The organism is Burkholderia sp. COPS, from assembly GCF_019425585.1.
Classification (GTDB): Bacteria; Pseudomonadota; Gammaproteobacteria; order Burkholderiales; family Burkholderiaceae; genus Burkholderia; species Burkholderia cepacia.
The window spans coordinates 91,238-112,863 of sequence record NZ_WIXR01000010.1 but is presented as its reverse complement, the minus strand read 5'-3'; the positions used below and the strand labels follow the sequence as shown (position 1 = coordinate 112,863).

At 65.1% G+C, this 21,626-nt stretch carries 20 protein-coding genes; 12 read left to right on the top strand and 8 right to left on the bottom strand.

Annotation, left to right across the window (positions count from 1 at the left end):
* Positions 1-3: 3 nt before the first annotated feature.
* From FOZ70_RS08870 to FOZ70_RS08835, 8 genes are read left to right on the top strand one after another with little or no spacing between them, the layout of a single operon-like run.
* A complete protein-coding gene (locus tag FOZ70_RS08870) occupies positions 4-1,356 on the top strand; it encodes a CpaF family protein (RefSeq protein ID WP_060154897.1) in 1,353 nt (450 codons plus the stop codon).
* A complete protein-coding gene (locus FOZ70_RS08865; protein WP_219705584.1) occupies positions 1,349-2,341 on the top strand; it encodes a type II secretion system F family protein in 993 nt (330 codons plus the stop codon). Before FOZ70_RS08870 ends, FOZ70_RS08865 begins: the two co-directional genes overlap by 8 nt.
* Before the next feature lie 4 nt (positions 2,342-2,345).
* Positions 2,346-3,338: a type II secretion system F family protein gene (locus FOZ70_RS08860; protein WP_219705581.1), complete on the top strand. Its 993-nt coding sequence runs from the start codon at positions 2,346-2,348 to the stop codon at positions 3,336-3,338.
* 18 nt (positions 3,339-3,356) lie between these two features.
* Positions 3,357-4,196 (top strand): tetratricopeptide repeat protein, encoded by an 840-nt coding sequence (locus FOZ70_RS08855; RefSeq protein WP_219705579.1) that lies wholly within the window; start codon positions 3,357-3,359, stop codon positions 4,194-4,196.
* A gap of 20 nt (positions 4,197-4,216) precedes the next feature.
* Positions 4,217-4,543 carry a DUF3613 domain-containing protein gene (locus FOZ70_RS08850; protein ID WP_060154904.1) on the top strand — a complete coding sequence of 109 codons (327 nt, stop codon included), beginning with the start codon at positions 4,217-4,219 and terminating at the stop codon, positions 4,541-4,543.
* A 5-nt stretch (positions 4,544-4,548) separates the two neighbouring features.
* Positions 4,549-6,585 carry a pilus assembly protein TadG-related protein gene (locus FOZ70_RS08845; RefSeq protein ID WP_346656395.1) on the top strand — a complete coding sequence of 679 codons (2,037 nt, stop codon included), beginning with the start codon at positions 4,549-4,551 and terminating at the stop codon, positions 6,583-6,585.
* An 11-nt stretch (positions 6,586-6,596) separates the two neighbouring features.
* Positions 6,597-7,988 (top strand): sigma-54 dependent transcriptional regulator, encoded by a 1,392-nt coding sequence (locus FOZ70_RS08840; RefSeq protein WP_048020714.1) that lies wholly within the window; start codon positions 6,597-6,599, stop codon positions 7,986-7,988.
* A 54-nt stretch (positions 7,989-8,042) separates the two neighbouring features.
* Positions 8,043-8,750: a DUF2968 domain-containing protein gene (locus tag FOZ70_RS08835; RefSeq protein WP_048020712.1), complete on the top strand. Its 708-nt coding sequence runs from the start codon at positions 8,043-8,045 to the stop codon at positions 8,748-8,750.
* A 77-nt stretch (positions 8,751-8,827) separates the two neighbouring features.
* Here the strand turns inward: FOZ70_RS08835 and hfq are convergent, their stop codons facing one another.
* A complete protein-coding gene (hfq, locus tag FOZ70_RS08830; RefSeq protein ID WP_060128941.1) occupies positions 8,828-9,409 on the bottom strand; it encodes an RNA chaperone Hfq in 582 nt (193 codons plus the stop codon).
* Between the two features lie 295 nt (positions 9,410-9,704).
* Between hfq and FOZ70_RS08825 the strand changes: the two genes are divergently transcribed.
* Complete coding sequence (locus FOZ70_RS08825) at positions 9,705-9,989, top strand: PXPV repeat protein (protein WP_048020708.1); 285 nt, start codon at positions 9,705-9,707, stop codon at positions 9,987-9,989.
* A gap of 27 nt (positions 9,990-10,016) precedes the next feature.
* Here the strand turns inward: FOZ70_RS08825 and FOZ70_RS08820 are convergent, their stop codons facing one another.
* The 4 genes from FOZ70_RS08820 to FOZ70_RS08805 all read right to left on the bottom strand — a co-directional run bounded on the left by FOZ70_RS08820 (position 10,017) and on the right by FOZ70_RS08805 (position 15,132).
* The gene (locus FOZ70_RS08820; RefSeq protein ID WP_021161542.1) at positions 10,017-10,934 is read right to left on the bottom strand and encodes a DUF1571 domain-containing protein; all 918 of its coding nucleotides are present in this window, start codon (positions 10,932-10,934) and stop codon (positions 10,017-10,019) included.
* 29 nt (positions 10,935-10,963) lie between these two features.
* Positions 10,964-12,718, bottom strand: coding sequence for a long-chain-fatty-acid--CoA ligase (locus tag FOZ70_RS08815; RefSeq protein ID WP_021161543.1), 1,755 nt, complete (start codon positions 12,716-12,718; stop codon positions 10,964-10,966).
* A gap of 156 nt (positions 12,719-12,874) precedes the next feature.
* On the bottom strand, positions 12,875-13,696 hold the full coding sequence (locus FOZ70_RS08810) for a TetR/AcrR family transcriptional regulator (RefSeq protein ID WP_021161544.1): 822 nt from the start codon (positions 13,694-13,696) through the stop codon (positions 12,875-12,877).
* Between the two features lie 215 nt (positions 13,697-13,911).
* A complete protein-coding gene (locus FOZ70_RS08805) occupies positions 13,912-15,132 on the bottom strand; it encodes an MFS transporter (RefSeq protein ID WP_042976429.1) in 1,221 nt (406 codons plus the stop codon).
* 280 nt (positions 15,133-15,412) lie between these two features.
* On the opposite strand from FOZ70_RS08805, the gene FOZ70_RS08800 reads away from it, so the two are divergent.
* From FOZ70_RS08800 to FOZ70_RS08790, 3 genes are all read left to right on the top strand, one after another.
* Positions 15,413-15,955 carry a GNAT family N-acetyltransferase gene (locus tag FOZ70_RS08800; RefSeq protein ID WP_021161545.1) on the top strand — a complete coding sequence of 181 codons (543 nt, stop codon included), beginning with the start codon at positions 15,413-15,415 and terminating at the stop codon, positions 15,953-15,955.
* 130 nt (positions 15,956-16,085) lie between these two features.
* The gene (locus FOZ70_RS08795) at positions 16,086-16,712 is read left to right on the top strand and encodes a ParB-like protein (RefSeq protein ID WP_048020704.1); all 627 of its coding nucleotides are present in this window, start codon (positions 16,086-16,088) and stop codon (positions 16,710-16,712) included.
* A gap of 7 nt (positions 16,713-16,719) precedes the next feature.
* A complete protein-coding gene (locus FOZ70_RS08790) occupies positions 16,720-18,450 on the top strand; it encodes a SulP family inorganic anion transporter (protein WP_021161547.1) in 1,731 nt (576 codons plus the stop codon).
* Positions 18,451-18,472: 22 nt separating this feature from the next.
* On the opposite strand, the gene FOZ70_RS08785 is transcribed toward FOZ70_RS08790, so the two are convergent.
* The 3 genes from FOZ70_RS08785 to FOZ70_RS08775 form a co-directional block, all read right to left on the bottom strand.
* Positions 18,473-19,408, bottom strand: a complete 936-nt coding sequence (locus FOZ70_RS08785; protein ID WP_219705572.1) for a carbohydrate kinase — start codon at positions 19,406-19,408, stop codon at positions 18,473-18,475.
* A gap of 132 nt (positions 19,409-19,540) precedes the next feature.
* Entirely contained in the window at positions 19,541-20,485 is a 945-nt protein-coding gene (locus FOZ70_RS08780) for an ABC transporter substrate-binding protein (protein WP_059484278.1), read from the bottom strand.
* A gap of 78 nt (positions 20,486-20,563) precedes the next feature.
* A complete protein-coding gene (locus FOZ70_RS08775; protein ID WP_021161550.1) occupies positions 20,564-21,601 on the bottom strand; it encodes a hypothetical protein in 1,038 nt (345 codons plus the stop codon).
* Positions 21,602-21,626 lie beyond the last annotated feature (25 nt).

The following is a 21,626-nucleotide window of genomic DNA, read 5'->3' as shown; positions in this document are numbered from 1 at the left end:
CCGATGGCACACGACATTCAATTTGCCGACGGCGCAGCGCCGTTTTCGCAGACGCAGCAATTCCACGACATCAAGAATGCTGCGCACGAGCATTTGCTGACGCGTATCGAGGAACTGGGAGCCGAGTTCGGCCGATGGTCCCGCCAGGCGATCAATCAGTTCGTCGATCTCGAGATTGACAGCTTCGTGCGCCTGCGCCGCATTCCGCTCAACGAGAGCGAGGTGCGTGCGATCGCCGAAGCGCTGACGAAGGAACTCGCGGGCTTCGGGCCGATCGAGGATCTGCTCGCGGACCCGGCGGTCGAGGACATCCTGATCAACGGCTACAACGACGTGTACGTGTCGCGTCACGGGATCCTCGCGAAGCTGCCGGTGCGTTTCACCGACAACGCGCATTTGCTACGCATCGTGCGACGGATTCTCGCGCCGATCGGACGTCGTCTCGACGAGTCGAACCCGATGGTCGATGCGCGGCTGCCGGACGGCGGGCGCGTGAATGTCGTGATCGAGCCGCTTTCGATCGATGGCCCGATCGTGTCGATCCGGAAGTTCCGCAAAGATCCGCTCAAGCCCTCGGACCTGCTCGGTAACGGCACGTATAACCAAGAGATCGGCGCGCTGCTTGAGGCAGCGGTCGAGGCACGCTGCAACGTTCTCGTGTCGGGCGGCACGAGTTCCGGAAAGACGTCACTGCTTAACGCGCTCGCGTTCCACATTCCAGAGGCCGAACGTGTCGTAACGATCGAGGATACGGCCGAACTGTCGCTGAATCACCCTCATGTCGTGCGGCTCGAAAGTCGCCCGGGCGGGTTCGATGGTACCGGCGTCGTGACGATTCGTGACCTGTTGCGGAACACGTTGCGGATGCGTCCGGACCGGATCATCGTCGGCGAAGTGCGCGGCGGCGAAGTGCTCGAAATGCTGCAGGCCATGAACACGGGCCACGACGGCTCGATGGGCACCGTGCACGCGAGCTCGCCGCGCGAGTGCCTGTACCGTCTTGAGATGCTTGCCGGTTTCGCTGGTTTCCAGGGAACCGAGTCGAGCCTGCGTCGCCAGATTGCAAACGCGATCGACTTCATTGTGCAGATCGGGCGACTGTCGAATGGACGCCGCCGGATTCTGTCGATCACCGAGGTGACCGGGCTGTCCGACAACATCATCGCGACGCAGGAACTGTATCGCTACGAAGCACGCGTGACGCCGGAGGGGGAGGAGGTCGATCACTGGGAGTCGCTGGGTATCCATCCGCACTCGCCGAAGCTCGCGCGGTTCCGCCAGGCGTTAACGAACAGCGGACTGGGCGGCGGGTTCGGCGGCGACGGTTTTGGTCGCGGCGGGGGCTTCAATGTTTAGCGCGACGGTCTGGATGCTCGCGGTCGCGATGCTGTGCGTGGCGTCGGCGCTGATGCTGTGGCGGCATGCGGAAACCCGGCGCGTGCGCACCGATGCGAAGCGCTTCATTGACAGCCGGCTTGAACCCGGAGCACGCGCGGCGTCGTCGTCCGCAAGGCCGGCGGTATCCGCCGCGCCTCGGGCTGTAGCGTCGTCCAGTGGCGTGCGCAATGCGGTATCTCGTGCTTTCTGGGCACACTGGTATGCGGTTGCGAAGGAGTATCTGATCAACCTCGTGAACCGCGCCGGGATCGAAGGCGCACGCGGCAAGGCGATCATTGCGCTGGCCGTGCTTGTCGCGATTGCGTCGATCGCGGGTAACCGCGGCGGCGCGCTCGCGTGTTTCGCTGCGCTGGTCTGCGGGAGCGCGATTTTTTGCATCTGGCTCACGTCGCGTATCCAGCGGCGGCGACTGAAGATCGTCCGGCAGATCCCGTCGTTTCTTGACGGGATCGTGCGACTGGTGACGCTCGGCAACAGCGTGCCGGCCGCATTTCAGGCAGCGTTGCTGACGACGGAGGAGCCGCTGCGAGGGTGCCTCGATCACGTGTCCCGGATGTTGCGCACGGGTGTCGAAATCGATCGAGCGATGCTCCATATCGCGAAGATCTACCGGGCGCAGGAATTCGAGCTGCTCGGATCGGTGCTGCGGCTGTCGGTCAAGTATGGTGGTCGCGCGGACGTGATGCTCGAACGCATGGCCGTGTTCATGCGCGACCTCGAGCAGGCGGAGCGCGAGCTGACGGCCATGTCGGCCGAGACACGACTATCGGCGTTCGTGCTCGTGATGCTGCCGATCGCGATCGGCAGTTTTGTCGTGATGACCAATCCGAAATATCTGGAAGGAATGTGGATCGATCCGCGCGGACAAATGCTCCTTATCGTCGCGTTCCTGATGCAGGTTGCGGGGAGCGTGTGGTTGTATCGGATGGCTCGACTCAGGTGATGCGATGACGGCAACTCAGATCGGATCGGTTGCTCTGGCGCTTGGTGCGCTAGGCGTGCTGCTGTTTGGAATGATCGCGTTGCTGCGTGCCAGCGCCACGTCGCGTGCTGAACGTGCGCTGGCCGAGGCGCTCGACCAGCGCATGGCAGCACTCGAGGCGGCCAAGAAACGGGCCACGGCGGAGAGTGCGGCAGAAGTGAGACGGGTTGCGCCCGGCCGTCAGCGCATCGAGCGCATGCTTACGCGATTGTCGGCGGCGGGGATGCGACTGCTCGATACCGGATTCGGCAAGCACATTGTCGCGGAAGAGGATCGCCGCATTCTTGAGCAATGCGGCTATGTCGACACGCGCACGCGCGGACTGTTCCTGAGCGCGCGGATCGCTTGCGGGATCGGGTTGCCGCTTCTGTTCGCGGTATTCGCCAGCGGACGAATGAAGGGCGGATACTGGATGATCGGGATGTTCGCTGCATTCGCGTTCGGCTTCATGCTGCCGAAGCTATACGTGCAGCGGCGTGCCGCCGCTCGTCGCCAGAGCGTCGTCGATGAACTGCCGCTGTTCGTCGACATGTTGCGCTTGCTGCAGGGCGTTGGGTTGTCGCTGGATCAGAGCCTGCAGGTCGTGACCAACGACTTCCGAGGGATGATGCCGGTGCTGTCGTCGGAGGTCGGAATCGCGCAGCGTCAGTTCGCAGCGGGCCGCACGCGCGATCAGTCGATGCAGAGGTTGTCGGGCGGTTTCGACAACGAGGATTTGCGCGCGATTACCCGATTAATGGTGCAGGTCGACAAGCACGGTGGCGCGGTACAGGAGCCGCTCAAGCAGTTCGGCGACCGGCTGCGGGAGACGCGCCGCGCGATGCTTCGCGAAAGGATCGGCCGACTGACCGTGAAGATGACGGGCGTCATGGTCCTGACGCTGCTACCCGCGCTGCTGATCGTGACGGCGGGACCCGGGTTGCTGGCAGTGACGCATGCGTTGTCGGCGCATCATTGATGGGTGGAAGGGAAGACGATGAAGCGGATCACCAGGATGGCCAGGTACGCAGGTGTGGCGGCAGCGGTGCTGCTTGGTGCTTGCGCGACCAAGGAAAGCGGGTATGGCGTTGGCGCGCAGACCGAACGCGCGGCGCTGATTCAGGCTGCCGATCAGAAGCAGGCGGTGCCGGATACGCCCGCGATGTATCTCGGCCTGATTCAGCGGATGCAGGCACAGGGTCTCTATTATGCGTCGCTCGCGCACATCGACGCTTACGACAAGGCGTACGGCGTGTCGCCCGACACGATCCTGCTGCGTGCGGACGCGTTGAGAATGACCGACCAGCCGGCTGCAGGTGCAGCGGCCTATACGCAACTGCTGAAGACGCCGCTCTCCGCGCGCGGATATCGGGGCCTTGGGTTGATCGCCGGTGCGGCAGGCGATTTCGGTCAGGCGGTACAGGCACTGACACAGGCGTCCGAGCTCGCGCCGACCGATGCGTCGCTGCTATCCGATCTCGCCTATGCGAAATTGCGTAGCGGCGATGTGGTCGGCGCGCGGGTGCCGCTGATGAAGGCGGCGGAACTGGATCAACGCAATCCGAAGATCGTCAGCAATCTCGTGCTGTATTTGCTCGCCGCCGGGCGCACGCAGGACGCGCAGCGGTTGATGAACCAGCAGCATTTGCCGCCGGATATCCGCAAGGACATCGTCGGCGATGCCGCAAGAATCGCGGCCGCTGCGCGGGCGCAGCAGCGTGCAGTCGCGACGCCGCCGGTGGTGTCGCGCCGTGCAGCGACTGTGCCGATCACGCCGATGGCAAACAATTTCGACTATGACCAGACCGTGCCGTTGCTGCAACGGTTTGCACAATAAACAGACAGGTGGGGAACAACATGAATAACAACCATCATCGAGCCGCGCGCGCGGGGCGGATCGCGCTGTTGGGCGCGATCGTTTGCATGGCAATGAGCACCGCAGCCGTACGTGCGCAACAGGCAGCGGCGCCAGCCGCATCCGACGTCGATCGCTCGACGAAGGAATGGCTTTCGATGCAGCGAGACAACCGCGCGGCGGCACCGGTGCAGCCGATGCTTGGCGATGTCGCGTCGCTCGTTTATCAACGCTATCTCGATTCGTTCAAGAACAAGATTCCGCAGTCGATGAGCACGCTTGGCAGTTCGTCCGGCGGCATGTCGGGTAGCGGGCAGAGTGCGCAGTAAGCGAGATGACGATGCGGGCAGATCAAGCACATGGGGCTCGGTGGCGCGGCGCTCGCTGGCCGGGCAAACAACGTCAACGCGGCTCCATATTGGTCATGGCAGCGATCTGGCTCACGATCGCGATCATCGTGCTCGGGGTGATCGACATCGCGAATCTGTATTTGCAGAAGCGGGATCTGCAACGGATCGTTGACCTGGCTGCATTGGCGGCAGTGCAGCCGATGACGAGCGATCCGAGCGGGTGCCTGAACGATGCAAAAAACAATGTGACGGCGAGTGCGAACATCAACGACAAGGGTTATGCGTTCACGTTGATCAGCGCGACGGCGACGGCAAGTCCTTCCACGGGAAACGATCAGATTGCCGTCAGCTGCGGGAGTTGGGATTCGTCGACTGCCTATGTGACGCCCGCGTCGACTGCGGCGAATGCGGCGCAGGTGACGGCGTACCGGCAGGTGAACTACTACTTCCTGGGGCTCCTGAACCAGCTGAGCGGGCGGCAGGCGATTGTCTCCGCGACGGCTACCGCACGTGCGGCGGCGATCGACACGTTTAGCGTGGGTTCGACGCTTGCGAGCCTGAATTCCTCTACGTCCGCGATACTCGATCCGCTACTCACGGGGTTGCTGGGTGCCTCGGCCAACGTCAACGTCGGTCTGGCCAATTACCAGGCCTTGGCCGGAGCGAACGTCACGCTGGGGCAGTTGGCGAATGTCGCAACCCAACTCGGCACGGCGGGCATGTCGAGTCCAGCCAGCGTCGGGAAGTTGCTCGGCCTCAACCTGACCGTCTCGGACATCCTGAATCTCGCCGCCACGGCGGTGGGCAGCAATACCACGGTGGGCACGGTGCTCACCGCGCTAAGCAATAGCGTGGGCGCCAACGTCAATCTCAATAAGATCTCGCTTGGGAGCCTCCTCCAATACTCGGGCAGCAATGCGGAGGCGGCGGCGAATGCGAGTATCAATGTGCTGCAGTTGTTGCTCACGACAGCTCAGATCGGTGCATATAACAGCGCGCTGACGCTATCGGTCGGTCAAGCAAGCTGCCCCGGCAGTGCGTTTTGTCCGCTCATTTCGGCGGTGTCGACGCTGGTTCGAGTCAATAGTCTGCAATTGCAGGTGCTGGCGCCGCCGTCGATCGGAATTGGCGAAGCCGGACAAGTGAACGGCATATGGCGCACGCAGGCGTCGCAAGCGGAGATCGGACTCTACGTCGATGTGCAGGTGCTGTCGGATCCGCCCCCGCTGGGCATTCCCGGCCTGTTGACGCTTCAGCTTTCGGGACCGCATTTGCCGCTCTACGTGATTCTGGGCGGGCCGGGTCGCGCCTGGTTGGCCAATACGAGTTGTAAATCGACACCGGCGTCGAGTACCGCGACATTTGGCGTATTGCCGGGCGTGGCGATGATTTGCGCCGGACAAAATACGGGGGGAACGCTGAACCTCAATTCCCCGAGCTGTGCGTCCAGCACCGGCACGATTCCCGTGGCGAAGCTGTCGGGAGCAGGGCTACTCGGGAATTTTTCGCTTCTTCAACTCAGCCTATCGTTGTCGAACCCCGTTGCGTACGTTGGGAGTAGCACCAGCACGCCGATCTACAGCGGTCCGCCATTGCCTTCGACCCCAGGCGCGCTGAGCGCCAGCCTGCCGTTGTCGGGGACGGGCGTCTTGTATCAGAACAATTCGCAATACTCGTTCTGCAACACCAAGCCGAGTAACGGTGCATGCACGTCGTCCGCATGGTCTCCGGGACCCAATTGGACCACATCGTCGACAGCGACCAACTCGCTCAACGTGCAGTTGGCCAATCTCTTGGGGGGGACGTCGATCCAGCTCAACGTCGCCGGACTGGATCTATCGATCTTGACGCTGATTCTTCAGCCTCTCACGGGGCAGCTCATTCCTTTGCTGGTCGGGCTCGTCAATCCGTTGCTCAATCTGTTGGTCACGCCGTTGTTGACGGCATTAGGATTGCAAATCGGCCAGGTGACCGTGATTCAACATGGCCTGACTTGCAACGCCCCGCAAATCGTTCATTGAAAGCATCAACAATGAGAACCACGCCCGCAATCGAAGAGCTCGACCTGTACGTCTGGGAAGGCAAGGCGGACATTGTCGACCGCGTCGCCCGGTGCATGGCGAGCTTCGACGTCGAAGTGATCCGCGCCGACAACGCGGAGATCTCGCCCGAGCGCGCCGCATTGCGGCCGTCACTGGCGATCATCAGCGTGACGATGATCGAAATCGGCGCAGCGTTCCTGCGCGACTGGCAGGCCAACATCGGCATGCCGGTCGTCTGGGTCGGCGCGGCGCGCGATCACGACGCTTCGCAGTATCCGCCCGAGTATTCGCACATCCTGCCGCTCGATTTCACATGCGCCGAGCTGCGCGGCATGATCGGCAAGCTCGTCACGCAACTGCGGGCGCATACGGCCGAAACGTCGCATCCGACCGAACTCGTCGCGCACTCGGAATCGATGCAGGCACTGCTGCACGAAGTCGATACATTCGCCGACTGCGACACCAACGTGCTGCTGCACGGAGAAACCGGCGTCGGCAAGGAGCGCATCGCGCAACTGCTGCACGAAAAGCATTCGCGCTACCGGCACGGCGAATTCGTGCCGGTGAACTGCGGTGCGATTCCCGACGGCCTGTTCGAATCGCTGTTCTTCGGTCATGCGAAAGGATCGTTCACGGGCGCGGTTGTTGCGCATAAAGGTTATTTCGAGCAGGCGGGCGGCGGCACGCTGTTCCTCGACGAAGTCGGCGATCTGCCGCTGTACCAGCAGGTCAAGCTGCTGCGCGTGCTCGAGGACGGCGCGGTGCTGCGTGTCGGCGCAACGTCGCCGGTCAAGGTCGATTTCCGCCTGGTCGCGGCGAGCAACAAGAAGCTCCCGCAACTCGTGAAGGATGGCCTGTTCCGCGCCGATCTCTACTACCGGCTCGCGGTGATCGAGCTGAGCATTCCGTCGCTGGAAGAGCGCGGTGCCGTCGACAAGATCGCGCTGTTCAAGTCGTTCGTCGCACAGGTGGTCGGCGAGGCACGGCTCGCGCAGTTGTCCGATCTGCCGTACTGGCTGACGGATTCGGTCGCGGACAGCTATTTCCCCGGCAACGTGCGCGAACTGCGCAACCTCGCCGAGCGCGTCGGTGTGACGGTGCGGCAGACGGGCGGGTGGGATGCCGCGCGGTTGCAGCGGTTGATCGCGCACGCGCGCAGTTCGGCGCAGCCGGTACCGGCGGAAAGCGCGGCCGAGGTCTTCGTCGATCGCAGCAAGTGGGACATGAACGAGCGCAACCGCGTGATTGCGGCGCTCGACGCCAACGGCTGGCGGCGTCAGGATACGGCGCAGCAGCTCGGTATCAGCCGCAAGGTATTGTGGGAAAAAATGCGCAAATATCAGATCTTTGACGAGGAGCCCGAGACCCGCGAAAGTGAGTAATTAATGAGATAAAATCGCGCTGAATTACAACGACACGGGCGGGAATAGAACTTCATGAGCCATATGACGGGGTTGGGAAAGGCGTGCGTGTTGCTCGCCGTGGTGGGAGGCATGCAGGGCGCTTATGCGCAGAGCCTGGCGGACAGCGGGTCGCCGGCAGTACAGCAGGCGTCGGCGCCGGTGGCTGCGATTCCGGTGGTCGATCCGCAGGTCCAGACGTCGGTGCAGCCGCAGGCAGGTGAGTCGACGGGGCCGAGCACGGTCGACGACCTGCAGCGCCAGATCCAGGCGCACTCGCTGACGGAAATGCGCACGAGCTACAACGGCAGCTACGGTGCGAGCCTGCTGTTCAACGTAAAGGACGGCGCGTATTTCGTCGCGCTGTTCCAGCAGAAGGCGTTCTGGCGCGTGATCAAGACTTACGACGAATCGCGTGCGGAAGCGATCTACCGCGATTTCTCGCGCCAGGCGGAGCGGCTGGCCGTAAACGAACTGCGGGCAGCGAAGCTGGAGTCGCAGAAGGCGCAGATGGACAAGCAGATCGAAGTCACGCAGGATCGCGCGCGGCGTCTGCAGGCGGATATCTCGATCGCACGCCAGCAGCAGGCGGCAGTCGCGGATCGTCAGAAGAGCGTACGTAACGAGACGGCCGCATTGCAGGCGCAGCAGGCCGAGCTTCAGTCGCAACTGCGGGCGTTGCAGCAGCAGGTGCGTTCGTTGCAGCGGGAGGCCGACGCCGGTTTGCCGACGACGGCACGCTGAACCAGGCAGCGGTGCGGCGACATGCCGCGCCGGCCGCACAAGTGAGAAGGGCAAGCCGGTTGGCTTGCCCTTTTGTTTTACTGGCCGTCCGGCACGATTCGCCGGCGGCGCGTCACGATCACTGGCCCGTTGCCGCCGCGGGAATCCGACGGCGAAGCGTTGCCGGATGCGTCGCCGGCATCGCGCGGTGCGCTGTAGTTTTCGCGCGGTTCACGGGGTTCGCGCGGGGCGCCGTAGCCTTCACGCGGCTCACGCGAGCCGTAACCCTCGCGCGGTTCGCGCGAGCCATAACCTTCACGCGGTTCGCGGGAGCCGTAGCCGCCGTCGCCGCGCGATTCACGCGGGCCGCCGTGCGAGCCGTACGGGCTGTGACCGCCGCCTTCACGGCCGCCCGGGCGCCCGCCGGTGCGCGGCCCGCGGGGGCCGCCGCTGCCGCCCGGGCGCGAGCCGCCCGTGTCGAGCTGGATCGTGGAAATCGCGCGCTTGTAGATGCCTTGCAGACCCACGGGGGTGCGCAGCATCACCAGGTACTGGTCGAACGACTCGATACACCCCGTCAGACGAATGCCGTTGACGAGATAGATTTCAACGCGCTTACGTTCCTTGCGCGCCGAATTGATGAAGTCGTTTTGCGGATGGGATTCTGCGGGATTGGCCATTGAGGTGCGGCAGGAGCCTGCGTCAGAGAATATGTTGTGCGTGTGTGTGGCGTGTTCGTCCACAAGGTGTTTGGCGGGATTCTACCCTGTTCAATCGGGAAACGCGCAGTCGTGATTGTGTCGAACCGTAACCCACTATAGACGTTCCAGCGCATTTTCGCGATTCGGCCGAACGGCCAATGCCATTTCGTTACGCCGCGTTACGACTCTCGCAGCGCCGTAGCACCTTGGTCTCCGCGCGACGCGTACATTGGCTGCGCGAGCCGGGCAGGCCGGCATATCAGGGATTCGGAACATGAGCAAGGGACGATGGGCAGGGTGGGTCGGGGGCGTGGCGTTGCTGGCTTCCGGCAGTGCGATGGCGGGGCATGTCGACCTGTCGGTCGGCATCGGCGTACCGGTCGCGCCGGTCTATGTCGAGCCGGCGCCGGTCTATGTGGCGCCGCAGCCGGCCGTGGTCGCCTATCCGGGCTATGGATACGGCTACTACGGCGACGAGGACGACGATCGCTATCGCAAGTGGCGCAAGCACTATTACAAGCATTGGCACAGGCACCATGGCGACGACGATGACGATTGAGCCCGAGGCCAGCCCCGCCGGCGCGCGTCAGAACGCGTAGTCGGGGTTTTTCGGGTCGAATGCGGTGTCGTCGAGCGTCGCCGGCGCGATTTTCTCGATGACGATCCGCTCGAAGATCTTGCCGTCGTTGTCATAGGACTCGACGGTCCGGAAATAGGGCGCGTGCAGATCGAGCCCGAGGACTTCCTTCTTCGCGTAGAACTGCGGCCGGCCGGTCGGTGTTTCGTAGGTGAGCGCGACCACGCGCACGCCGCCGATCGTCCTGGCCTCCACATCGGTCGGCCGCTGCACGCCGGCTTCCACGTATTTCTTCCCTTCGGTCAGGTACAGGTTCGTGATGAACTCGGTACCGAGATCCTTCACCTGGTGATTCGACTGCGCGCGTGCGAGTGCGCCGTCGAGTGCCGTCCACAGCGGAATCTTGCCGAGCAGGCCGCCGAGGTGCCCGTACATCTCGTCCTTGCGCTGCGTCGTGTCGTAGATGGTCTCCTGTCCGGCATGTGCACCGCCCGGCAGCCATTTCGCATAGACGCGCAGCGGCTCGCGGGTGGTCTTTACGAGCATGCGGTCGGGCGTATCGGACCACTTTCCGCTGATGCGCTCCTGGCGCACCATCGTGAACTGGTACGACGGATAGCCGTTGGGGCCGTTACGGATATAGAGCGGCACGGCGAGCGGATCGAGTGCCTTGAAGAGTGCCGTGAGCGTCGCGTCGTCGAGTTGCGCGAGTGTGCCGCGCTGCGCGGCCGTGCGCAGCCAGCGCGCCTGCTGCGCAACCGGCTCGCGCGCGACCTTCGCGAGGTCCGCCGGCAGCGCGACGCCAGCGGCCGCGCTTGCGGCGTCGGCCGTTTCCTGTGCATGCAGGCCCGCCTGTCCGAGCGACAGCAGGCAGGCGACAGCCACGGCGGCGGCATGCCGCGCGTGGTGCTTCTTTCCTTCGTTCATCGACGGCGTCTCCCTGGGCGGCGGATCGTTCAACCTTGCTTCGCGGCCTTGATTTTGGCGAGTTCCTCGTCGCGCAGCGCGCGGCGCAGGATCTTGCCGACGTTCGTCTGCGGCAGCGCGTCGCGGAACTCGACGAATTTCGGCATCTTGTAGCCGGTGAGGTTCTTGCGGCAGTGCGCGAGCACATCGTCGGTCGTCAGCGACGGGTCGCGGCGCACGACGAACACCTTGATCCGTTCGCCCTGTACCTCGTCCGGAATGCCGATCGCCGCGGCTTCGCTGATGCCCGGATGCATCACCAGCACTTCCTCGATCTCGTTCGGATACACGTTGAAGCCCGACACGAGGATCATGTCCTTCTTGCGGTCGATCAGGCGGATGAAGCCGCGTTCGTCCATCACGCCGATGTCGCCGGTGCTGAGCCAACCATCGGCGTCGATCACCTTGGCCGTCTCGTCGGGGCGCTGCCAGTAGCCGCGCATTACCTGCGGGCCGTGCACGCACAGCTCGCCCGGCTCGCCGACGGGCGCCCAGGTGCCGTCCTCACGGCGAAAGCGCACGACGGTGGACGGCGCGGGCAGGCCGATCGAACCGCTGAACGCGGCCATGTCGTTCAGGTCGACGGGGTTCATCGTGACGATTGGCGAGCATTCGGTCAGGCCGTAGCCTTCGACCACCGGCCGGCCCGTCACCTGCTGGAAGCGCTCGGCGACCGCCCGCTGCATCGCCATCCCGCCCGCCATCGCGAGCTTCAGCTTCGAGAAATCGCGCTTGCGGAATTCCTCGTTGTCGAGGAACGCGTTGTACAGCGTGTTGATGCCGGTGATCCCGGTGAACGTCTCGTTGCGGATGATCTTCATCACCATCGTCATGTCGCGCGGGTTCGCGATCAGGATGTTGCGCCCGCCGAGCCCCATGAAGATGAATGCGTTCACCGTCAGCGAATAGATGTGATACAGCGGCAGCGGCGTGAGCACGGTTTCGACGTCGCCCGATACCTGGTCGGCGATCCAGGCCTTCGCCTGCAGCAGGTTCGCGATCAGGTTGCCGTGCGTGAGCATCGCGCCTTTCGCGACGCCCGTCGTGCCGCCCGTGTATTGCAGGAATGCGAGGTCGTCGCGTGTCGTCTGCACGGGCTGCGGCTTGCTTCGCGCACCGAGCGCGAGGGCGGAGCGCAACCGGATGGCCTGCGGCAGGTGGTAGGCCGGCACGAGTTTCTTCACGTGCTTCAGCACGAAATTGATCAGGCGTCCTTTCGCATTGAAGCCGTCGGCGAGGAGGTCGCCGAGCGCGGTGACGACGATGTTCTTCACCTGCGTTTCCGGCAACGCGTCCTGCAGCGTGCGCGCGAAATTCTCGAACACGACGATCGTCTGCGCGCCGCTGTCCTTCAGCTGATGCGCGAGTTCGCGCACGGTATAGAGCGGATTGACGTTGACGACGATTGCACCGGCTTTCAGCGTGCCGAACAGCGCGACCGGGTACTGGAACGTGTTCGGCAGCATGATCGCGACGCGGTCACCGGGTTTGACGCCGAGGCTTTGCAGATACGACGCGAACGCGTCGACTTTCTGCGCGAGCGTGCGATAAGTCATCGATGCGCCCGCGCTCACATAGGCGACGCGCTCGGCGAAGCGGCTCGTGCATTCGTCGAAGAACTGCACGAGCGATGCGTATTGCGTGACGTCGATGTCGTGCGGGACGCCGGGCGGATATGACGCGTACCAGATGCCGTCGGTGTTCGGCGGAACCTGGGCCGCTGCGGTTGCTGCGGAAGATGACATGACATGTCTCCGGTCTTTGCTCTCGGCGAAGGCCGGCGCTTCAGCGCCGGTCCGTGCCCCGTGCCGCACGGTCGATCGACGGCGCGCCTCGGCGCTCCGCATGACCGCGCGTTTCAATCAAATCGTGAACAGGAAGCCGCGCGTGGCCTCGCGCGCTCAGTTCGTGGAATGCAGCGTCGCCGTATCGGCGGCGGCCGCGCCCGACGACGGCAGCCCGAACGCTTCGCTTGCGCCTGCATCGTCGAGCACGGCCGCGAAGATCGACAGTTGCGCGCTGTCGGGCATCGGCGCTTTCAGCGCGGCGACGATCAGTGACGACAGCCGCGCGATCATCTGCACGTCGTTCATCGTGCGGCCTTGCGAGAACTCGTCGATCAGGCTTTCCGTTTCGGCACCTGCGAGCGCGCCGGACAGTGCGCCGATCGCGAAGTGCAGCCGCCAGCCGAGCTCCGTGCGCGGCAGGTGCGGCAACGCGCGCTGGAACGCGTCGAAGAAGCGGCCCGCGACGCTTGCGTAGTGCGCGGTCAGGAAGTTGCGCACGAACGGCGACGGATCGGTGTACGCGCGGCCGATCAGCCGCAGGAACCCGGGCCCGCCGCGTTCGGGATTGCGCGATGCCTTCAGCGCGGGAATGAACATCGCGCCGAGCACGTGCTCGCAGGTGATGTGCGTGCCGAGTTGCGCGTCGAAGCGGTCGAGGATACCGAGGCGTTCCTGGTTGAGCTGGTCGAGCCGGCGCGACAGCATCGCGTGGATCAACGCTTCCTTGCTGCCGAAGTGGTAGTTGACCGCGGCGAGGTTGACCGCCGCGCGCGAGGTGATCTGGCGCATCGACATCGCCTCGAAGCCATGCTCGATGAACAGGTCCTCGGCCGCATCGAGGATGCGCGCCTTCGTCCCGCCGGTCTGCCGAGTGCCGGATGACCGTGCCCCGGACGGCCGTCCCGCGGATGGCCGCCCCTCCTGACTTACTGCCATGTCCCGCCTCCCATGCCGGTCGCCCGGCCGCGAACTGGTGATTTGATTATCTGATTCAAACAGTCGTTTTTATTAAGATAAAAAAGGGCGAGCGGAGCGGGCAAGCGGGGAATCTGGACAAATTCCTCTAGTTCGATGTGCGAATGCGGAAAGTATCGCGCGCGCCTTCGACAGGGCGGGGCACGCGCGATGGTGCAATGCGGCAATGCGCGGGATCAGGCGACCGTGCTACGCGTATTGACCGATTGCGTCATGTCGATACCGCGCCGCTCGCGGCTGAACAGGATCAGCACGGCGATCACGACGGCGACGATGCCGGCCACGAGCGCGAGCGCGAAGCCGTAGTTGTTGTTGTGCGAAACGGCGAGCGAGGCCTGCATCGTCGCGTTGCCCGACGCGAGCAGGTTGCCGAGCTGGTAGACGACGCCGGGGAAGGTCGCGCGGATCTCGTCGGGCGAGATCTCGTTCAGGTGAACCGGGATCACGCCCCACGCACCCTGCACCGAGATCTGCATCAGGAACGCCCCCGCGGCGAGGGCAACCGGGCCGCTCGAGAATGCCCACAGCGGCAGCACGGGCAGGGCGATCAACGCAGCGATGAAGATGGCACGACGCCGGCCGATCCGCTCCGAGATCGAGCCGAACGACAGGCCGCCGACGATGGCACCGATGTTCAGCACGATCGTGATCCACGACACGGTATGGGGATCGAAATGATGCTGTTCGCGCAGGAACGTCGGATAGAGATCCTGCGTGCCGTGCGAGAAGAAGTTGAACGCGGTCATCAGCACGATCGCGTAGATCGTGAGCTTCCAGTTCTGCTGCAGCGTGGCGCCGAGGCTCGGGCGCGGGCGCTTCTCCATCTGCTTCCACGCCGGCGATTCGGGCACGTGGGCGCGTACGTACAGCACGAGCAGCGCGGGCAGCACGCCGACCATGAACATCCCGCGCCAGCCGATGTACTGGTAGAACAGGCCGAACACGACGGACGCGAGCAGGTAGCCGCTCGGATAGCCGGCCTGCAGCAGCCCCGACACGAAGCCGCGTGCATGGGTCGGCACGGTTTCCATCGTCAGCGCGGAGCCGACGCCCCATTCGCCGCCCATCGCGACGCCGAACAGCGCGCGCAGCACGAGCAGCGCGGTCAGGCTCGGCGCGAAACCCGATGCGAGCTCGAGCAGCGAGTAGCACGCGATGTTGACCATCAGCGTCGGGCGGCGGCCGAAGCGGTCGGCGAGCCGGCCGAAGATCAGCGCGCCTAGCGGACGCATCGCGAGTGTCAACGTGAGCGCGAACGCGACGGCGGGAATCGTCGATCCGAATTCGGCGGCGATGTCCTTCAGCACGAAGACCATCAGGAAGAAATCGAACGCATCGAGTGTCCAGCCCAGGTAGGCGGCGATCGTCACGTTGCGTTGTTCGCGGGTCCAGCTCATGTCCGAGGTCTCCTCGTTGGCTTGCGCGCTTACGATGTGCATGCGGATGCCGGCCGGCTTGCGCGCGGTGCGGGGGCATGGATCGAGTGTAGGCCGCGGCGCCTGGCGATGTGGGGCGCGATAACGCCGAATCGGGAATAATCCCTAGGAAATGAACTGTTTCGGATTCGGCAACGGCGTCGCGCGAAACCGGCGACAGGCATCTGTATCATTCCGGAAGGCCGTTTGTATCTGTTTTGTAATGCGTCCGGTGAGCATCGTCACCGAATCAGGAGTCCAGATGACTGAACCTTCCGCCGCCACGCTGCCCGTGCTCGAAACTGCGCGGCTGTGGCTGCGTCCGCGCGTACTGGCCGATCTCGACGCCTGCATCGCGATGGATCGCGATCCCGAGGTCACGCGGCACATCGCGGGCCCGTGGCACGATCCCGTCGAGCACCGGCGCTTCGTCACGCACCGGATCACGCGCGACTATCCGCCGGGCCTCGGCTACTGGTCGATCTTCGAGAAGGCCGCGCCCGATGCGTTCATCGGCTGGGTCCTGCTGATTCCGGACTATGCGGACGGCGCGCGCGACGTCGAGATCGGCTGGCGGCTGGTGCGTGAGACCTGGGGGCGCGGTATCGCGAGCGAGGCCGCGCAAGCCGTCGTGCGCCATGCGTTCGACACCGTGCGCCTGCCGCGCGTGATCGCCGATATCGCGGAAGCCAACAGCGGCTCGTTGAACGTCGCGCGCAAGCTCGGGATGCGCCGGGTGAGCGTCGTGCACGATGGCATTCCTTACATTCGACATCGTCTCGAACGCAACGACCTGCGCGCGTAGCGCAGCGCCTTGCGCAGGTACGGACGGTTGTCAGAGATCGTCAACCGGATGCGTATCGAGGTCACGACGTATTAACGGCTCGTGTGATCAGGAGTATCGTTGCCGGAATTTCGCAACATGGGGTACGACCATGGCACTCGGCAACGATGTTCACCTGATTCCCGTCAAGCTGGAAGAACTGCGTCCGACGCAGATGACGGTCGGCTATCGCGAAGTCAAGGCGAAGCGCAAGCACTGGAAAGGGCTCAACAAGCGCGCGCGCAAGGCCGCGATCGAATCGCACTGGTTCCCGGCGGTACTCGGCCCGGACGGGCTGCACTACATCACCGATCACCACCATCTCGGCCTCGCGCTGATCGAGGAAGGCGAGGTGCGGGTGAACGCGATGCTGCTGAAGGACCTGTCGTGGCTCGACGACACGATCTTCTGGCGAATGATGGAACACAACCAGTGGGTGCATCCGTTCGGTGCGGACGGCACACGCCGCGACTACGCGAATCTGCCGAAGGCGCTGACGGGTCTCGTGGACGATCCGTACCGCAGCCTCGCCGGCGAACTGCGCACCGCGGGTGGCTACGCGAAGGACGCGACGCCGTTCAGCGAATTCCTGTGGGCCGACTACCTGCGCCAGCACGTGTCGCTCGACCAGATCCGCAAGAACTTCGCGAAGGCGCTCGATATCGCACTGCATCGCGCGCATGAGCAGGATGCACGCTATCTGCCCGGCTGGTCGGGCGTCATCGCCGTCAAACCCTGAGCACCTCATGACGACCGCCCCGATCCGCCCCGATGCCGGCCCGCAGCATGCCGAGCATTTCTCCGCGCTCGACGCGGCCGCGCCGCCGCCGACGCGGCGCATCGGCCTCGACGCGCTGGCCGGCCTGTCGATCGCGGGCCTGCTGATCCCCGAGGCGGTCGCGTACGCGGGGCTGGCCAACCTGCCGCCGCAGGCCGGTCTCATCGCGTTGCTGTCGGGGCTCGTCGTCTATGCGCTCACCGGCAGCAGCCGTTTCGCGATCGTATCGTCGACGTCGTCGTCGGCTGCCGTGCTCGCGGCGACCGTGCTCGCGGAGTCGGGAATGGCGCTTGCCGCGCAGCTCGCGCTGGCGGCGGCGCTCGTCGCGATGACGGGCGTGCTGTTCATCCTGGCGGGTGCCGCGCGGCTCGGCGGCATGTCGGATTTCGTCGCGCGACCGGTGCTGCGCGGCTTCACGTTCGGCCTCGCGCTGACGATCGTCATCAAGCAGTTGCCGAAGATTCTCGCGATTTCCGTGCAGCACAGCGATGCGCCGCATGTCGCGCTCGACCTGATCAGCGGCGCGCCGCACGCGAATCTCGCGAGCGTCGTGCTCGGCGCGACCGCGCTGGCGTTGCTGTTCGCACTCGGGCGGAGCGCGCGGGTGCCCGCCACGCTCGTCGTGATCGTGCTGTCGATCGCGGCCGGTTATGCGGTCGACTGGCAGCGATACGGCATCGCGATCGTCGGCCACATCGACTTCCGGCATATCGAGTTCGGCCTGCCGACCCTCGACCGCAACGCATGGATGCAGACCGTCGAGCTTGCGTTCGCGCTGATGCTGATCCTGTATGCGGAGTCGTACGGATCGATCCGCAACTTCGCACTGAAGCACGGCGACAGCGTGTCGCCGAACCGCGACCTCGTCGCGCTCGGCTGCGCGAATCTCGTGTCGGGCCTGCTGCACGGGATGCCGGTCGGCGCCGGTTATTCGGCGACCTCGGCGAACGAGGCGGCCGGCGCGCAGTCGCGCTTTGCAGGCCTGTGGGCGGCGGGCGTGGTCGCGCTGATCGTATGGCTGCTGCTGCCGCAGCTCGCGCGCACGCCCGAGCCCGTGCTCGCGGCGATCGTGATCTTCGCGGTCAGCCACTCGCTGCATCCGTCGGTATTCCGGCCGTACTGGGCCTGGCATCGCGACCGGCTCGTCGTGATCGCCGCGCTGCTCGCGGTGCTCGTGCTCGGTGTGCTGCACGGGCTGCTCGCGGCCATCGGCGTGAGCCTGCTGCTGACGCTGCGCAAGTTGTCCGAGCCGAACGTCAGCGTGCTCGGCAGGCTGCGCGACAGCCATGATTTCGTCGACGTCGCGAGCCACGCCGACGCGAAGCCGGTGCCGGGCGTGCTGATCGTGCGGCCCGAGGCGCAGCTGTTCTTCGCGAATGCGGACCGGATGTTGAACCGTGTGCGTGCGTTGATGAAAGCCGCGCCGGACACGCATACCGTGATGCTGAGCCTCGAGGAAACGCCGGATGTCGACGGCACGACGATCGAATCGTTGCGCACCTTTGCGGCCGAATGCGCGGCGCGCGGGTTGCGGCTCGCGCTCGTGCGGCTCAAGGTGCACACGCTGCATGCATTGCGCCGCGCGGCCGACGATACGCTTCACGACGATGCGATGTCCGAACTGAGCGTCGACGAGAGCCTGCAGCTGCTGCAGGCCGGGACGCCGCCGGACGGCAGCGGCGGAACGACCGCCGCGTGACGGGGCGGTGCGCCGGTACGTGCTATTGCGAAACTGCAGTCTCGGCAGTGCGGTCGATCATGCCGGTCACCTCGGCCGCCGTCGGCGCATAGGCGCCTGCATGCGCACAGGCGACCGCCGCGCACGCGGCCGCGTAGCGCAGATGCTCGGCGGCTGACGCGTCGGGACGCGCCAGCTGGCTTGCGAGCCAGCCGCCGATGCTCGCGTCGCCGCAGCCGACGGTGTCGGCCACCTCGGTCGGGAACGCGGGCTGGAACAGCACGGTGTCGCGATGCAGGAGCTGCATGCCCGATGCGCCGCGCGTGACGAGCATCGTTGCATCGGGCGCCCACGTGCGCAGTTGCGCGAGCGCGGCGGCTTCATCGAGTTCCGGAAACAACCCGCGCAGATCCTCGTCGGACACCTTGATCCAGTCGGCGAGCCCGGCCAGCCGGCGCAGCGTGTCGCGATACGACGGCGCGGCCATCGGCGCACGGAAGTTCGGGTCGAACGAGATTCGCTTGCCGGCCGTCCGTGCGGCCTGCGCGACTTCGATCAGGCGCGTCGCGAGCGGCTCGCGCACGACGCCGAGCGAGCCGACGTGCACGATCTCGGCCGCATCGAGCGCACCGGTGGGCAGGTCCGCCGGATCGAACGCGAGATCGGCGCTGTTCTCGCCGATGAAGAAATAGTGGGGCGGCTGCTTCGACACGACCATCGCGAGCAGCGGCGCACGATCGACCTGCCGGATGAAGCGCAGGTCGAGCCCGGCGTCGGCACTCTTGCGCATCAGTTCGTCGCCGAAGATGTCGCGGCTGACCGTGCCGGCGAAGGCCGTCGGCACGCCGAGTCGCGCACCGACGCGCGCGACGTTCCAGCATGAGCCGCCGGCGATGCTGTGCCAGTGCTGCGCGTCGTCGCGGATGAAATCGGTCAGCGCTTCGCCGAATACGATCAGGCGGGGGAACGTCGTCGTCATGTCGAAACCTTGTGCCGTGGCGTTGCGCACGGCCGTACAGCGGTTGATCCGAAAAGGCGGGCAGTGCGGGGCCGTCGCGCATGGCGACACGGCCCCGCACCGCCCGGTTGCGCGGGCGGACAGGCGGCGCGATCAGCGCGGCGAGCTCCAGCCCTTGTAGGTCTTCACGTTGTCGCGCGTGATGAGCGTCGGCTCGATCAGGATCATCGGATTGGCCGGCTTCTGGCCGTTCATGATCCCGTAGCCGACGTTGACCGCCTGCTGCGCCATGGCCCAGGGATCCTGGCTCGACGATGCCTGCACGAGCGTGTTGGACTTGAGCGCGACTTCGATGTCGGGTGCGCCGTCGACCGACGTGATCACGATGCCCGGCCGGTTCAGCTGCTTCGCGGCGAGGTCGCTGCCGATCGCCTGCGGATCGTTGATCGTGAACACCGCGTCGAGCTTCGGAAAGCGCGTCAGGTAGCCTTGCATCGCATTCATCCCGCCTTCGCGCGAACCCTTGCCGTCCTGGTCGCTCGACAGCAGCTTGATGCCGGCGTTTTTCGCGAGCACGGCCTTGCAGCCGTTGACGCGATCGATCACGGCCGATACCTGCGGGCCGTTCTCGATGATCACGTTGCCCTTGCCGTTGAGTTTCTTCGCGATGTAGTCGCACGCGAGTTCGCCGGCCTTCACGTTGTTGGTCTGCACGGTCGCGTTTGCGCCGGCCGCGGCGACGTCGACCGCGACGACCGTGATGCCGGCCGCCTGCGCCTTCTTCACCGCCGGCTCGATCGCCTTCGGATCGGTCGCGTTGAGCAGGATCATGTCGACGTGCGCGGAGATGAAGTTGTCGATCTGCGTGAACTGCTTGTTCAGGTCGTAGTCGGCCGAGACGGCCGTGACCTTCGCATTCGGATTGAGCTGCCTGGCGCGTGCTTCGGCCCCCTTGACGATCGTGACGAAGTACGGATTGCCGAGCGACCCGACCGTGACGCCGATCGATTTGAGCGGCTTGTCGGCCGCGTGTGCGGCGGGCGCGCCGAAGGCGAGTGCGCAGGCGACGGCGGTCAGGGCGGCTTTGTGCTTGATCATGTCGTTGTGTCTCCGAGTTGTTGGTGAACGGGCGCAGGCGAACCGGCCTGCGCCGCAAGGTTGAATCGACGGGAAGGGTCAGGTGCGTGCCGAGTCGCGCTGGCGATAGCGATCGAGCGCAACGGCGCCGATGATCACGAGCCCCTTGATGATGTACTGCCAGATGTCGGACACGCCGAGCAGTACGAGGCCGTTCGTCAGTACCGCGATGATCAGCGCACCGATCAGCGTGCCGACGATCGAGCCGACGCCGCCGACGAAGCTCGTGCCGCCGAGGATTACCGCGGCGATCGCGTCGAGTTCGTACGACTGGCCGAGCTGCAGGCCGTTTGCCGCATAAAGCCGCGCGGCCGACATCACCGCGCCGAGCCCGGCGAGCAGGCCCGACGCCGCATAGACGAACATCTGGATCGCCCGCACGTTGATGCCCGACAGGCGCGCGGCTTCCGGATTGCCGCCCACCGAATAGATGCGCATCCCGAGCACCGTGCGGCGCAGGATGAACCACGAGATCGCGATGACCGCGCACGCGATGACGACGAGCCAGGGCACACCGAGGATCGTGCCGTTGCCGATGAACGCGAACGGCAACTGCGGATTGAACACGGTGGTGTCGTTGCCGATCAGGCGCGCAACGCCGCGCACGGCCGTCATCGCGCCGAGCGTGACGATGAACGGCGGCAGGCGCAGGAACGAGATCAGGCCGCCGTTGATCGCGCCGAACACGAGGCCGACGACGAGCGCGAACGGTACGCCGAGCCAGCCCCAGCCCGGAATGGTCGACGCGAGCAGCGCCGCGACGGCTGCGGCGGCGAGCACCGAGCCGACCGACAGGTCGATGCCGCCCGTCAGGATCACGAAGGTCATGCCGGCGGCGAGCACGATGTTGATCGACGCCTGTTGAGTGACAATCGACAGGTTCTGCAGCGTGAAGAAGCCGTCGGTCAGGAAGCCGAAGCCGATGCACAGAACCAGCAGCACCGGCAGCATGCCGGCGGTGCGGATCAGCGACTGCATGCGGGCGCGGTGATCGGCGCCGCGCAACAGTGGCGTACGGTTGCCCACCGGATGGGCCGTCGCGGAAGCGAGGTTCCGCTGCTTGGTCGGGTTGATCATGTCGGTAACCTGAATGTAAGAATGA